Origin of the sequence: Paenarthrobacter sp. NyZ202, from assembly GCF_049860755.1 — a bacterium.
GTDB lineage: Bacteria > Actinomycetota > Actinomycetes > Actinomycetales > Micrococcaceae > Arthrobacter.
In genome coordinates this window covers 2,029,397-2,044,217 of record NZ_CP187556.1, presented here as the reverse complement: position 1 = coordinate 2,044,217, position 14,821 = coordinate 2,029,397, and the positions used below count along the sequence as shown (strand labels likewise).

The 14,821-nt window shown below is 58.7% G+C and carries 12 protein-coding genes; 6 read left to right on the top strand and 6 right to left on the bottom strand.

What is annotated here, in order from left to right:
- The first annotated feature begins 34 nt into the window (after nt 1-34).
- The 5 genes from ACPFL9_RS09425 to ACPFL9_RS09405 all read left to right on the top strand — a co-directional run bounded on the left by ACPFL9_RS09425 (nt 35) and on the right by ACPFL9_RS09405 (nt 5,554).
- Nucleotides 35-874, top strand: a complete 840-nt coding sequence (locus ACPFL9_RS09425) for an alpha/beta fold hydrolase (protein ID WP_426007256.1) — start codon at nt 35-37, stop codon at nt 872-874.
- 222 nt (nt 875-1,096) lie between these two features.
- Entirely contained in the window at nt 1,097-2,476 is a 1,380-nt protein-coding gene (locus tag ACPFL9_RS09420; RefSeq protein WP_426007255.1) for an MFS transporter, read from the top strand.
- A gap of 151 nt (nt 2,477-2,627) precedes the next feature.
- Complete coding sequence (locus tag ACPFL9_RS09415; protein ID WP_426007254.1) at nt 2,628-3,611, top strand: aldo/keto reductase; 984 nt, start codon at nt 2,628-2,630, stop codon at nt 3,609-3,611.
- A gap of 60 nt (nt 3,612-3,671) precedes the next feature.
- The gene (locus tag ACPFL9_RS09410) at nt 3,672-4,763 is read left to right on the top strand and encodes a Gfo/Idh/MocA family protein (protein ID WP_426007253.1); all 1,092 of its coding nucleotides are present in this window, start codon (nt 3,672-3,674) and stop codon (nt 4,761-4,763) included.
- Entirely contained in the window at nt 4,760-5,554 is a 795-nt protein-coding gene (locus ACPFL9_RS09405) for a hypothetical protein (RefSeq protein ID WP_426007252.1), read from the top strand. The genes ACPFL9_RS09410 and ACPFL9_RS09405 overlap by 4 nt, the downstream gene beginning before the upstream one ends.
- 276 nt (nt 5,555-5,830) lie before the next feature.
- Here the strand turns inward: ACPFL9_RS09405 and ACPFL9_RS09400 are convergent, their stop codons facing one another.
- From ACPFL9_RS09400 to ACPFL9_RS09375, 6 genes are all read right to left on the bottom strand, one after another.
- Nucleotides 5,831-6,859 carry an aldo/keto reductase gene (locus ACPFL9_RS09400; protein ID WP_426007522.1) on the bottom strand — a complete coding sequence of 343 codons (1,029 nt, stop codon included), beginning with the start codon at nt 6,857-6,859 and terminating at the stop codon, nt 5,831-5,833.
- Between the two features lie 77 nt (nt 6,860-6,936).
- Nucleotides 6,937-7,809: an N-acyl homoserine lactonase family protein gene (locus ACPFL9_RS09395; protein WP_426007251.1), complete on the bottom strand. Its 873-nt coding sequence runs from the start codon at nt 7,807-7,809 to the stop codon at nt 6,937-6,939.
- A 316-nt stretch (nt 7,810-8,125) separates the two neighbouring features.
- On the bottom strand, nt 8,126-9,163 hold the full coding sequence (locus tag ACPFL9_RS09390; RefSeq protein ID WP_426007249.1) for an ABC transporter permease: 1,038 nt from the start codon (nt 9,161-9,163) through the stop codon (nt 8,126-8,128).
- The gene (locus ACPFL9_RS09385) at nt 9,160-10,683 is read right to left on the bottom strand and encodes a sugar ABC transporter ATP-binding protein (RefSeq protein WP_426007247.1); all 1,524 of its coding nucleotides are present in this window, start codon (nt 10,681-10,683) and stop codon (nt 9,160-9,162) included. Before ACPFL9_RS09385 ends, ACPFL9_RS09390 begins: the two co-directional genes overlap by 4 nt.
- A gap of 58 nt (nt 10,684-10,741) precedes the next feature.
- Entirely contained in the window at nt 10,742-11,815 is a 1,074-nt protein-coding gene (locus tag ACPFL9_RS09380) for a sugar ABC transporter substrate-binding protein (protein ID WP_426007246.1), read from the bottom strand.
- Nucleotides 11,816-12,279: 464 nt separating this feature from the next.
- Nucleotides 12,280-13,272 carry a LacI family DNA-binding transcriptional regulator gene (locus ACPFL9_RS09375; RefSeq protein ID WP_426007245.1) on the bottom strand — a complete coding sequence of 331 codons (993 nt, stop codon included), beginning with the start codon at nt 13,270-13,272 and terminating at the stop codon, nt 12,280-12,282.
- Nucleotides 13,273-13,369: 97 nt separating this feature from the next.
- Between ACPFL9_RS09375 and ACPFL9_RS09370 the strand changes: the two genes are divergently transcribed.
- The gene (locus tag ACPFL9_RS09370) at nt 13,370-14,815 is read left to right on the top strand and encodes an MFS transporter (RefSeq protein WP_426007244.1); all 1,446 of its coding nucleotides are present in this window, start codon (nt 13,370-13,372) and stop codon (nt 14,813-14,815) included.
- Nucleotides 14,816-14,821: the final 6 nt, after the last annotated feature.

Genomic DNA, 14,821 nt, shown 5'->3' with positions numbered 1-14,821 from the left:
CCATCATCACCATCGGTTCAGAGGAGAATCGGCCATGACAAACGTCGAACACCATTACGCACAGCTTTCCGAACTCAAGATGCACTACGTCACCGCTGGCCAAGGCAAACCCCTGGTCCTCCTGCACGGATACCCGCAAAGCTGGTACTGCTGGCGGGAAGTCATCGAACTGCTCAAGGACGACTACTACATCATCGCCCCGGACCTGCGCGGCCTCGGCGACACCACACGGCCTTGGTCCGGGTACGACAAGAAGACCATCGCCGCGGACGTCTGGGAGCTGCTCACCGAACACGTCGGAATCGAACACTTCGCCGTCGCGGGCCACGACTGGGGAGGTACGGTGGCCTTCGCCCTGGCCGCCGACCACCAGGACGCCGTCACCCATCTGGCCGTCGTCGACGTCGCCATCCCGGGCGATGGTCAGCCAAACATCGGACAGGCCGGCCGCCGCTGGCACCACACCTTCCTCCAGACCCCCGACCTTCCCGAAGCCCTGATCGAAGGACGCGAGCACCACTACTTCGGTTGGTTCTTCACCAACTACGGGTACCGACCGGACTGCATCACCCCGGACGCCGTAGAGGAATACCTCCGAACAAACACCACACCCGGAGCCCTGCGGGCCGGCTTTGCCTACTACCGCATGGTTGGGCAAGACGTTAAGGACAACGAAGCCCGGGGCGCCAAGATCACCGTTCCTTCACTCGCCGTCGGCGGCGCCAATGGTTGGGGCCGTGGACCTGAGGTGGGAAAGTCACTGCGACTCATGGCCGAAACAGTCGACGAACTGATCATCGACGAATGCGGGCATTGGGTACCGGAAGAACAGCCTGAAGTATTAGCGAAGGCCTTTAAAGAGTTCTTTGCCTGATCGCGCTCCCGCCAAAAAGGGTGCTGCAAGGGAACTCCTCTGCAGCATCCTTTCTGTGCGTGCAGGGACAGTTCCACGGTATGAGATGAATGGACTTCATAGATTGGTCAACCGGTTGACATATGAGAAAAGTGCGCCAATACTAGGTGAACTGGTTCACACGCGCGCTTGGGCCCAACCAACCCTCTTCACCGTTCCGCATCCCAATTTCTAGGAGTCAACGTGGACGCCCCCATCAAGTCCAAACTCAGCCATGCCTCATTAGAGCGGTCGGCTGTTCGCAAAGTCGCGACCCGCATAGTGCCCTTCGTTGCACTAATGTTCTTCATCAACTACCTCGACCGCACTGCCATTGGATTCGCTGGCCCAGGCGGCATGAATACCGATCTCGCCCTTTCGGCGGCCCAGTTCGGTTTCGCTTCGGGCATCTTCTTCATCGCGTACATCCTTTTGGAAGTTCCTAGCAACATCGCCCTTCACAAGTTCGGCGCCCGGCGCTGGCTCGCCCGAATCATGGTTTCCTGGGGCCTGGTCTCCGTATTGTTTACGTGGGTACAGAACTTTGAGCAGCTGTGGATTCTGCGCTTCGCCCTGGGTGTCGCTGAAGCCGGCTTCTTCCCTGGCGCCATCTTCTTCCTCAGCTTCTGGGTCCCGGCACGGCACCGCGCCAAGATCTTGTCGCTCTTCTACCTCGCACAACCCCTGACCACCGTCGTCGGTGCGCCGCTTGCGGGATGGCTCATCAACCAGCACGGTCTCTTCGGCCTTGAAGGCTGGCGCATCATGTTCTTCGGCGTCGGCATGCCAGCCATCATCGTGGGTGTCATTGCGTGGTTCTATCTCGTCGATAAGCCTGCTGATGCCAAGTGGCTGACGGCGGACGAAAAGACCTGGCTGACAAATGCCCTCGAAAAAGAACGTGACACCACCTCCGAAGGCGGAGCAGCCCACCACAGCATCAAGGGAGCATTCCGCAACGGTCGTGTGTGGATTCTCGGCGGGGTCTACTTCGGCCTGGTTTATGGCTTCTACACCCTTGCTTTCTTCCTGCCAACCATCATCGCCGGCTTCGAACAGCAATTCGGCGGCAAGTTGGACATCCTCCAGCGCGGACTTGTGACCGCGATTCCCTATCTTCCGGCGGCCGTCGCGCTTTATCTCTGGTCGCGCTACGCCGGTAAACACGGCGTCAAAGCCTGGCATGTCGCCCTTCCGGCCGCCATTGGCGCCGTGAGTATCCCGTTGGCTCTCTTCGCTGGCTCCCCCGCGGCCACCATTGCGGTCATCACAGTCACCGCCTCGAGCATCTTTGCAGCTTTCCCCCTGATGTGGACTCTGCCTTCCCGATTCCTGACTGGCGCAGCAGCGGCCACTGGCGTGGCTCTGATCGGTGCAATCGGAAACCTCGCTGGCTTTGTCGCCCCGTACATCACGGGCATGTTGAAAGACCTGACCGGCAGTTACGTCGTTCCCATGTTCCTGGTTGGCGGTTTCATGCTCATGTCTTGCCTGCTGATGGTTTCCCTCAACCGAAAAGGTTTGCCGGTCGAGAGCCGGAGTGAGGCGGAAGCATCCGAGGCAGCAGGCGTCGAATCTCTCTAGCACTGCGGGGGCGTGGTCGATTATTGCGAACCACGCCCCCACAGTTTCAACCTGCAACTCCCGCTTGTGCCAGACTGGCCGTGATCGCGGCGGCTGCCACCGCCGCTCAGCGCTGCACTTCCGTCAATGACAAACTTGAAGAAAGAGAATCATGAAGTACGTAAAGCTGGGCAGTTCCGGTCTCGAAGTATCCTCGATCGCCTTGGGATGCATGAGTTATGGTGAGCCGCAACGTGGATCCCATGGATGGACCCTGACAGAAGACGAAAGCCGACCCTTCCTGCGTCAAGCCGTCGAACTTGGTATCAATTTCTTCGATACAGCAAACATGTACTCGGACGGCACAAGCGAGGAGATCGTCGGACGGGCGCTCAAGGACCTGGGCCGCCGCGAAGAGCAAGTTATCGCCACCAAGGCCTATTACCGCACACATGAGGGTCCGAACGGCCAAGGCCTCTCCCGAAAGGCCTTGATGCAGGAGGTCGAGAAGAGTCTGTCGCGTCTGGGTACCGACTATATCGATCTGTTCATCATCCACCGCTTCGACGAAACGACTCCGCTCGAAGAAACTCTCGAATCCCTGAACGATTTGGTGAGGGCCGGCAAGATTCTTTACCTCGGGGCCTCATCCATGGCTGCATGGCAATTCGCGAAATGTCTGCGATTGCAGCGGGCCGACGGATGGGCGCGATTCATTTCCATGCAGAACCACTACAACCTCCTCAATCGCGAGGAAGAGCGCGAGATGGTCCCGCTCTGCGTCGACGAAGGCGTAGGCGTGACACCTTGGAGCCCTCTTGCTCGTGGCCGCCTGGCCAGGCCTGCCAACGTTCAAAGCGCCCGCATGGAGCTCGACCTGGTCGGCAAGGAGCTCTACAACCATTTTGAGGAATCTGATAATCAGGTGATTGACGTTGTCGGACAGATCGCCGAGGCCCGCGGCGTCACGAGAAGTCAGGTGGGGTTGGCATGGCTGCACGCGCAGCCAGTAGTAAACGCTCCCATCGTAGGTGCGACCAAACCGCATCACTTGACGGAAGCCGTCCAATCCCTCGACGTCGAGCTCACCGCTGAGGAGATCAAGCTTCTCGAGGCCCCCTACGTGCCTCATCACCCGACTGGATTCGGGTACTAAGCGTGAAGTGACAAATAGGCTTCCGCGGTATTCATTCTGCTTACGAAGAGGTAACTGAACTTGTCCAGCCACTCAGACGCCACCCGGACACTCGGGGTAGGCATCCTCGGCGCCGGCCCCGTTACACAGGCAATCCATTTGCCCTCCCTCGCCCGCCTTGGCGATCTGCTGACCGTTCGTCACATCATGGACGTCGACCCCGCAGTGGCCGAGTCCGTTGCCGCACGCGTAGGCGCTGCCCACAGCACCAGCATCAATGCCCTCCTGGAGGACCCCAAGGTTGAAGTGGTGGCCATCTGCAGCCCGCACCAGTTTCACGCAGAGCAGGTCATCGCAGCATGCCGGGCAGGCAAGAAGGCCGTCCTATGCGAGAAGCCGTTCGCCATGAACGCCGAAGAAGCCGCGCAGATCTCCGCCGTCAGCGAGGAAACGGGAGTGCCCATCATTGTCGGCGCCATGCACACCTTCGATCCGGGCTGGTTGGCCGCGGAGGCGAACTGGGGCTCGCTGCCGCAGACCGCGCACACCATCCGGTCCTCGATCGTCCTTCCGCCGAATGCACGCTTTGAGGACTTCGCATCGGAGGTCATCACCCGTCCGGCCGCCGGCACCCGGGATTACACGGACATCGAGGTCATCAAGGGGATGCTCAACGGCGGGATCATGGGGTTGGCCATCCACGACCTCCCGCTGGTGCGCCGGTTTACCCCGGACTTCGCGGCGGTGGAAGTCCTGGAAGCCCGGATCGTGCGGCCGTTCGGCTACGTCATCTCCCTCCGCACACCAACGCGGACCATTGAACTTCGCGGGGCCATGAACAACACGTGGAACCCGGAGTGGAGCTTCGAAGCCTTCTCCGACGACGAAGCGCTTCGCATTGATTTCACCCCCTCCTACGTCCAAGCCGGTTCCGCGACCGCCACGCTCAGCCGGGCAGGAACAACCATCGTGCATGGGCCCTTTGAGCACAACGGTTACGAGGGCGAGTGGCGCGAACTGGCCGCCATTGCCAGCGGTTCCAAACAAGCTCCGTCGGCGCAGACCCTGATCGATGACCTCACGTTTGCCCTGCACATCGCCAACGCCACCGCGGCCCGCGTGGACGCAGACCATCAGACCGCGCAGGCAATCCGCGAAGGAGCCCACCCATGAGCCCCCAGTACACGGTCCACTCCACGCCGGAGGCACAGGAATCCGGGGCAGTCGCCTTGGCAGTGGCGTCCCTGCCCGCGACGTTCGGCCCGGCCACAGAGGCCCCGGATGTGCGCGTCATCGCGGGCCGGGCGGGGTGGAGCCGTGAAGCAATCGAAGCGATCGAGGCCGGAGCGCGTGGCGTCATGGTGGTGAACCCTGCAGCAGAGGCTACGGCGGAGCTCGCCAAGGCAGCTGAAGCCAAGGGAACCGTCGTCGTCCTTGACCAGTGCTGGGCCTCAAACCCCGCAATCCCCGGGGCCGAGGACGCAATCCGCGCCATGGCCGGACGCGCCGCCCTCTTGGACAGCGTGGCTACGGCTGAAGCAGGCACCGACGCCGGCGGGCTGCTCGCGGACCATCTTGCCGCCGTCGTGCGTTTGACCGGGCCGTTGGAGAGCCTGCGGCTCATCAACCGCGGGGCGCACGGGTACACCCTGTCCGCCCGGCTGGCCAACGGTGCACCGGCGGCATTGCAGGGCGTCCTCAGCAGCGCTCGTCCCGCCGGCGTCCACATCAGCTTGTTGAGCGACGACGGCGGCGTCGGCGTGACGCTGCCCGAACCGTTGGCAGCGTGGCCGGCACAGGTCAAGGTCACCGGACCACAAGGCGAACTGCTCCTGCCAACGCTTTACGAATCAGCCCACCGGGCCGCCTGGCGCCGGCTCAAGGAACATCTCGACGCCGGCACCACCTCCACCGATCTCCACCGCTTCGCAGCGCTCACGGAATCCCTGTCCGGCCTCAGATAGAACACAGACCACTTCACCCGCCTCCGTCTCCTCGTCCGGTTTTCGGAAGGACACGAGTTGGCCTTTCCTCTTCGAGCCAACCAAAACAGCGATGGCCCGACGAACGAAAAGGGGGGGCCTCCAGCACACGGAAAGCAAGAACGTTTCACGCCGCACTAGAGACCCCCAGCTCCTGGGGTCCAGCGATAGCGGTCCCTGCCGGACCGCCAGTTTTACCGCCGAGACAACAGGGCGCGTGAGACGTGGACTATCGCAGTCTCCTTGTAGACCCAGCCACTACTTGACGCTGGTCGGGGCAGACTCAGGAATAATGCCCTGAATCTTTAGCTCGTTCCAGAACTCCTGTGGTGCGTGACTTGAGGCTGCCGCCACGTTGGCTTCGACTTGCTCGACATTTTGCGCGCCCAGGGCAACGGACGCTACGGCCGGGTGCATGCCAACGAACTCAATAGCGGCGGCCGCCAAGGAAACGCCGTAGTCGTCACAGACAGCTTCAATAGACCGTACTTTGGCAAGAACCGGCTCCGGCACCGACTGGTAATCATAAGTCAGGCCGTCCGCGCGGGTTCCCGTTGCAAGTATTCCTGAGTTGAAAACTCCGCCGGCAATCACCGAGACCTTTCTTTCCTGCAGCTCAGCGAAAGCGGAGGCCAGTGGCTCGTGGTTGAGGAGGGTGTAACGACCAGCCACCAACGAACAATCGAGGTCAAACTCACGGGCAACCATAAGAACAGAGTCCGTTTCGTTGACGCCGAGCCCGATTGCCGAAACCGCTCCCGTGCTTCGAAGCTCATCAAGTGCTTTGTAACCGCCGGCGCGTAACTGCTCCGTATAGATGTCCGCCTTGTCGCCGTGCCAAACACGTCCTACATCGTGGACGAGAAGAACGTCTATGAAGTCCAAACCCAGCCTCTGTTGACTGTCCTCAAAAGACCGCATAATTCCGTCGTAGGTGTAATCGTAGGTGTCCGAGAATGGCAAAGGATCAACCCAGTCGATGTCATAGACCGAGGACTGCCTCGGCACGCGGCTCAATGGTTTCAGCACTCGACCAACCTTGGTGCTGACAGTAACTTCCGCGCGAATCCCAAGCTCACGAATAGCCATACCCAAGTACGCTTCGGCCTTGCCGAAGCCGTACATTGGTGCGGAATCGAAGTGCCGTATACCACTCTCGAACGCAGCACCAACGACTTCCTGGAATCCTGTGTAAGTGGCCTTGGTTTTGAAGCCCGCTAGTGGAACAGTCCCCAGGCCCACCGAACTGATTTCTACATTGCTCGTTCCAAGCCTATTTTTCTTCATTCTGCTCACGTCTTTCCTCATAGCCACTACTTATTCAATATTTCGGCTGATTGCAAAACTCCTGCGGGCGCGCTGCTCTACGTGCTCGGAAGAGGGAGTCTTGACGGCTCACCCGACTGCAACGCAACTTCGACCACCATGGCGCCTCCTTCGGACTCCCAGCTCCTGAATTGTTCACGAAGACGGTTCTCGTGTACGGGAATAATGCGGCGGGGCTGATCATCAACATCTTTCAGCATGTCGTCCAGTATCTTGGTGGCTTTGATATTGCTGCCAACCACCAGGCCCACCGGGTGAAGGCGTCCGTCGCCGTCCACTCCCTCAACGTTTTCCCAGACGTAAACATTGTCCCCAGCCAAAACCAGCGGTCCCTCGACGGTGTCCAACCGTACGTAGACGGAACCAGGCGTATGGGTATCCCACGCAGGTAGCACGTCCAGGCCGGGGAAGAGGCCAGGAGCCGCGTCCGCCAGGAGCTGGAGCCGGCCGCGGGAAGCCAGATCAACCGCCGCGATTAGGTCCGCTGGATCCACAGGTCCCGAAAAGGTGCGCAACCGCGGTGGCAACGAAAGCTCCCTGACCCAAAACTCGAGTTCCCTGGCAGAGAGAAAGAACGTAGCATTGGGAAATGCGGAAACGTTGCCAAAATGATCATAATGCGCATGGGTCACAATAACGTGAGTGACTTGTTCGGGTGTCAGCCCAATTTGGGAAAGAACCGTAGCAGGATCGCGCCAGCCTTTGACATTCAACTCCTCCGCCATCCCCTTTTGCCGTGCTGTCTCACCAAAGCCTACGTCAACCATCACTACCAGATTATCCTGCTTCAAAACGACGTAGCTGAACGGTCCGCGACGTGTTCCCTGATTATGAGCACCGTAAATGGAGAGACTCGTAGGAAATTCTTCGACTACAGCGTACTCGAGTACCCACACTGACCATGTGCTCATGAAAATACTTCCCTTCTTTCGGAAAACCTGAGAAATGTCGCCACTGATCCTCGACGAATACGTTCATTAGATGATTCCGGATCAGTGACTACCTGGATCAGCCGCCGGAGGTGGCCGATAGTTTGGGCATCCGTCTGCGAATCAACCTCACGGAGAATTTCCGAAGCAGAAGCAATCAACTGCTGACGGAGCGCGAAGTCCCTTGGTCTGGCAGTGGCGACCAAAGCGGCTCCGAGGGTTGCAGCCAGCGCATCGCCCACGTCCGGCACTCGCTCAAAGGCAACGCCATTCGCATCACAACCGTGTGAGTGGTGGATCATTTCGCTACCAGTTCACGATGGACCGGTGTGCTCTGAGTTTTCGGGGCCTGCTTCTGACGCGCACGGCGGGCCGCGATTCCGTCGTAAGCTATGGCAACCAGAATGATGCTTCCGATGACAACCTGCTGCCAAAATGTGTTGACATTCAGCAGGTTGATGCCGTTCCTTACGACGGCCATGAGGGCGGCGCCAATGAGAGTACCCAAGAGGGAAACTCGACCACCAATGAGGCTGGTGCCACCAATAACCACGGCCGCAATCACGTCAAGTTCGTAGTTCGTAGCGGCCTCCGGCATCGCCGCTTCAAGACGCGAGGTCAAGAGAAGACTTGAAACAGCGGCGGCAAGTCCAGTGAGGACATACACAGTGATCTCGATTCGCGGAACAGGGATCCCTACAAGCCTCGCAGCTTCCCTATTGCTGCCAATGGAAAGACTGAAACGGCCGAACTTGGTGCGGTACATCAAGTAGTAGAAGGCGATGAAAGCCAAAACCATGACGATAACGGGCACAGGAACACCGAGGATAAGACCTTGACCCCAGAATACGAACTCTTCATATTGCAGGCCTGTCTTAGGAATACCACCGCTATAAACCTGGATGATCCCGCGTCCGATAATCATCGTTGCCAAGGTAGCGATAAACGGTGCGATGCCCAGTCTGTTGATCAGCAAACCGTTCACCAGACCGTAGAACGCACCCAAGACCAGGCCAATGACGATGGCCAGGTAGATGTTCACCCCGTAAAGAATCAGATCTCCCATGACCAGCCCCGTCAGGGCAACGTTCGCGCCAACCGAGAGATCGATTCCACCAAGCCCGATCACAAACGACGCCGCGAAGGCGATGATTGAGATGAACACCATTTGGCGGGTTAGGTTAACGATGTTTTCCAGTGTCAGGAAGGATGGCGAGGATATGCCCAAGACAATCACCACCAAAGCGAACACCAGGAAAATTCGTCCGGCGCTGGTGCCAAGGGCGTATGCAAGGAAGGATGAGCGGTCCTCTTTGGCCGCCAAATTTGTGTTCATCGGTGTTCTCCAGTGGTTTGTACAGAGTAGTAAGCGATGGTCTCGGCGTCTGTGGTGCTGGCGTCGAGTTCCGCCGCAACCCGACCTGAGTGCATAACGAGGATGCGGTGGCATAGTCCAAGTAGTTCCGGACTGTCAGCCGAAACGACGATAAATGAGGTTCCAGCTGCAGCAGCATCGACGACTTGTCTGTAGATTTCTGCCTTCGACTTGATGTCGACGCCCCTGGTGGGTTCCTCCAGAACCAATACCTTCGGCTTCGTTTGCAGCCATCGTGCCAACATGGCCTTCTGCTGGTTGCCTCCGGATAGATCCCCAACAGACTGATCCACGCTGCGGGCGCGAATACTCATCGACCGCATATAGGCTCCGGCGGATGCCTTGAGATCGCTCAGACGCAGAGATGAGCTGCGTGACTTCGTTGACTCGGCAATGGTGATGTTCCATTCAAGGGACTTGTCCAGAAAGAGCCCCTCCGTCTTGCGGTCAGCTGGCATGAGTCCAACTCCGGCTGCCTTCGCTCCGCTGATTGAGCCAGCCGTGAGCGACTTCCCATCTACTGAAATGTCCCCCATATTGAACGGTACGACGCCGTAGATTGCGCGAACCACATCCTGCTTCCCAGCACCGTCAAGCCCGGCGAAGCCAAGGATCTCTCCCTTTTGAAGCTCAAAAGAGACGTCGTCAAAGCGGCCGTTCACTCCGAGCCTATTGGCCCGCAGGATGACTTCGCCGCTTGGGGGCGTCTTATCTGCGTATTTTTGGCCTAGGTCTCGTCCGATCATCTTGGAGATGATGGTTTCCACGCTGACCTCTGACACTGGTTGAGTGGCTACGTTTGCACCGTCCCGCATAACCATCACCTTGTCGCAGACCTTGACCAACTCATCGAGCAGATGTGATACGTAGATTACGGCTCGACCGGAGAGTCGCATCCGATCGGTGATGGCAAAGAGTCTCTCCCGTTCCTGGGACTCCAATGCCTCCGTAGGCTCGTCCATGATGATGATTTGTGCCTGCGAGTGGAGTGATCGGGCAATCTCGACCAGCTGCTTCTCCGCGAGCGACAACTGGCGAACTGGCACGGTCAGATCGATATCGATGCCTAGTTCTTCAGTCAGTATCTGGCGCGCTTCCTTGCGCATGCGCTGCCGGTCCAGGGGACTGATGAGAGAACTGCCAGTCCCGTCTCTGCAAATCTCTCTGCCGGCGAGAATATTATCTACGGCGTTGAGATCCGGGAAGAGAGTCAGTTCCTGGTAGATCGTACTAATCCCGAGCGCTTGGGATGCCCTGGGATTTCCAATATTGACGGGTACCCCGTCAATAAGGATTTCGCCAGCATCCATTCCGTAAGCCCCTGACAGGATCTTGATAATGGTAGATTTGCCGGCACCGTTCTCTCCGATCAAACCGAGGACCTCGCCGCGTTCCAGCGTCAGGTCTATGCCTTTGAGGGCATGCGTGGCTCCAAAATGCTTGTCAATGCCTCGCATCTGGAGCAAAGTTTTGTTTTCCACTTGTACCTTCCCACAAGAAGTTATTTACTAGGCGAACGCAGTGTCGCTGGAGTTGCCCCTATTTGCTTGCGGGGGGAACATAGACGTAGTCCTTGGGATCGAACTGTCCGATGTTGTCCTTGTCATAGAGCTTCACGTCGTTATAGACAGTGGTTGGCACTGTTTCACCATTGGATGCGTAGCTCTTAGCCGCCCTGACGATGTTGGCGCCCATAAGTTTGGCTCCCGTGTCCACCGTTGCGGATATGCTTCCGGCTTTGATTGAGTCGTTGGCCTCCTGAACGTTCTCGTAGCCAATAATCGACACCTCGCCTTCCTTTCCGGCGGCACGAATGGCCTCACGTCCGCCGAGGACCATTTCGTCGTAGAAGCCCACCAGAATGTCGATATTGGGGTGGGCCTGAAGAATGTTCTCAGTCACGCTGAGACCTCCTGCTCGAGTCCACCCGGCGGGCTGGCGGGCCACAATCTTGAAGTTCGGGTGGTCCTTCAGTCCGTCTTCGAGACCACGTAGCCGCTCCGAGGAGTGAGGCCCCGGTAGTCCTTCAAGAACGGCGATTTCCTTTTCTTCTGTCCCGTAGTGGTCTACGATCCACTTCGCTTGGGCCCTTCCACCGTCGGCTTGGTTGTACCCGATGTCAGAGACGATGTAAGAGCTGCAGACAATTGCAGAGTTGAAGACGAATACCGGAATTCCCCGCTCGGCGGCCTTCTTAAAGAGCGGCTCCAGAGCGCTTTCGTTGTAGAGAGCCACCGCGATTGCATCGTAGTCCTGGGATATCCACGACTCGACGCTCCGCACCTGGTCATCGGTTGCAGATTGAGAGGTCGGAGCCTGGATGTCCACATGAATAGCACTGTCACCACCGGCCGCGTCAACCTGCTCCTGCACACCCGCCATAACACGCTTGTAATAGGTATCCATGGCGGTCGGGCTGATGCCGATTTTCAACTGCTTCCCTGTTTTGACGGTCGGCGGAGCTTCAACACCGGTCCTGACGCGCTCCGCTCCAGGGGCGCAGGCTTCCTTTGCAGCTGCCGCTCCAGGAAGCTGATTTGACGTGCAGCCCGTCAACACGAGTGCGGACGCCATAAGCGCTGCTGCAGTTTTTGCCGAACGATTTATCTTCATTGATTTCCTTCAGTGGACTAAGGCAGACCATCATCGGCCGATACCTGACCCGGGCATGATTTGCGTCAACGAGCCGTCATGGATATCGGCCTGTTCCCAAGAGTCTTTGTGCCGCTCCGGCTGAGTGCCGAGCTATCTTGGACGGCTTACGCGAGGCCGAACGCAACTAGAATACGTATTCCCAGTAGAATTGGCAAGAGCCATTCCTCGCTTACTGAAGACCAACCTGCCCCATACCTTGCGGTGCCGACTCCTTTGCATTCAGCACTAGAGTTCGGGGCGGACACGCCGGCGGGAGGGCAGCCAGCGGCGATGCGCGCCGAGGCCGCCTAGAGGGAGGGTTTAGTCAGACCGGCACTTCGTGGTCCAGAGAACCTGCAGATGGCGACTTGTCACGGACCAAAAAGCACAGGTCGCATGCACGGCGAAGCGCGCCGGTACATCTCGCTGCGAGTCGCCCAATTCTACTTCGCGTGGTTTGTAGAGCCACGCACGACCAATGTGGTGGGAAGCTCCAACCTGACAGGCTTGGTGCGGCTGCCCCCGATACGGGCAGCGAGAGCATCTACGGCCTGGGCCGCAATGTGGGGGATGTCTTGAGCGTGTGTTGTTAAGTCGAACGACCGCCAACCGGACATAGGGAGGCCATCTATGCCGCACACCCAGACATCGTTCGGGACTTTTACGCCCGCTTCCGCAAGGGCGTCGAGGACCCCGTAAGCGATGATGTCTGAGGAGCAGAAGATTGAGTCAGGGAGCCCACCGTCAAATAATGACCGAACGGCCCTGTAACCACTCTCATAGCTGGTGGCGCCGCTAAACACCCTATTGTCAGGCAAATGTACGCCGTGTGCCAGAAGAGACTGTCGGAAACCCTTCTGTCGCGCAGGGCTGGCGAAGGTATCGGGAGGTCCAAAAACTGCGGCAATATCGCGATGCCCATGCTCCACTAAATAGGTCGCTGATGCTGCGGCTGATCCAAAGTGGTCACTTGTGACGACATCGACAGGAGCTTCCTCTGGCGCGCGATTGCACAGCAGCACTGGAAATCCCCGCTGAGCCATAGTCATCACTCCATGAATGTCCCGGCGGGCGGCAGTTACCAGTACGCCGTCGACGATGCCGCTGGCGGCTCCGGCCACGGCCATGGGATTGGAGGGGTCGGGATCGTTCCAGACGACCGTGGTGAGGTCCCGTTCACGCGCGGCGCCTGTAATCGCATCCACCAAGTAAGGCAGGAATGGGTTCTGAATTTCGGAGGTCACGACACCAATGGCCCCCGACCGCCCGGCGCGCATCGCCTTGGCCTGGGCGTTGGGAACATAGCCAGTTTCTTCGAGGGCAGCCAAGACCCGGTCACGAATCTCAGGAGCGACGGTGGTTACGCCGTTAAGTACCCGTGAAACCGTCGGCTGGGAAACGCCAGCCCTTCGGGCGACGTCGCGGCTTGTAACCATTTTTGAATCCTATCTCACAAATGGGCTTGCCAAGGCTGCTAAGAATACGTATTCTCGATTTATCAATCTTCCCGCTTCTCACTCAATGGAGAGAATCATGACCGATACGAACGCGCCCGCGTCCGGCGCCAAGTACGGCGACATTGGCAGTCGCCTGAACCGGCTTCCCTTGACCCGGACTCACCGAAAGATCGTTCTGGCCGTTGGTATCGGCTTGTTCTTCGACATGTACGAGGTTTACCTCGCCGGCACCATCTCCAAAGCTCTCACAGCTGAATTCGGACTTAGCTCGGCTTTGCTGCCCTTCTTCCTCGGCTCAGCCTTCATCGGCATGTTCTTCGGTGCACTCTTCCTCGGTCGCCTCGCGGACAAGATCGGCCGCCGGAACGCCTTCATTCTGAATCTGGCAATTTACTCGCTGGCTTCCTTGGCCGGCGCATTCGCAACGGACCCATGGTTCCTGGTTGCCACCCGCTTTATTGCTGGTGTCGGTGTTGGAGCCGAGTTCCCTGTGGGAGACAGCTACCTGGCTGACTTCCTGCCCAAGAAGCTGCGGGGCAAATGGTCTGGCCGGGCCTACACCTACGCTCTGCTTGCTGTTCCCGTAGTGGGCTTCCTGGCCATGTGGCTGCTCCCAATCGCCCCCCTTGGTTTCTCAGGCTGGCGGTGGCTCTTGGCAGGCGGTGCCGTGGGCGCTGTGATTATCCTCTTCGTCCGGCGGGGGTTGCCTGAATCCCCACGCTGGCTTGCCTCCGTCGGCCGAGGCAGCGAAGCAAACGCCATCGTTGAACGCATGGAGATTGAAGCTGGAATCGACCCCAAGTCCGCGGTCGCAAACGATGAGGTCCACGAGGATACACACGCCACAGTCAAGATGCCCGTCTCGGCCCTCTTCCGCAAGCCCTACCGCCGCCGGTACTACATGTGGACCGTGTTCCACGTACTTGAAGTCATTGGATACTACGGCTTCGGCACTCTCGCTCCGATCGTCCTGGTCTCGCGGGGTTACGACATTACCCAGTCGCTGCTCTTTACCGCACTTTCCTACGTCGGATACCCGATCGGTTCAGCCGTTTCGGTGTTCCTGCTTGACCGCTTCGAACGCAAGTACCTATTGATGGTCACCTCAGGGCTCATGGCCGTCTTCGGACTCGCTTTCGGACTCTCAAGCCTCCCGGCCCTGATCGTCTTGTTTGGTTTCTTCTTCACCATCACGGGTCAGATCTTCGCTAACACCTACCACGTCTACCAAGCAGAGATCTTCCCTACTCCCCTGCGCTCCACGGCCACAGGGTCCACATACTCGATCTCCCGCATCTCCGCCGGTGCGATGCCTTTCGTGTTGCTTCCGCTGCTCAACATCGGCGGCGCCGGGCTTTTCTTCGCGGCTGTCGCAACCGCAATGGTGATCATCGTGATTATCGTCGGCATCGTTGGCCCGAAGACCACCGGCCGCCCCATTGAAGAAATCAGCCCCATTCCCGTCGAGTACCTGCCGACCGACACTGTCGGCCAATTCAGTACAAACGCAGCAATCAAGTAGCCCGGA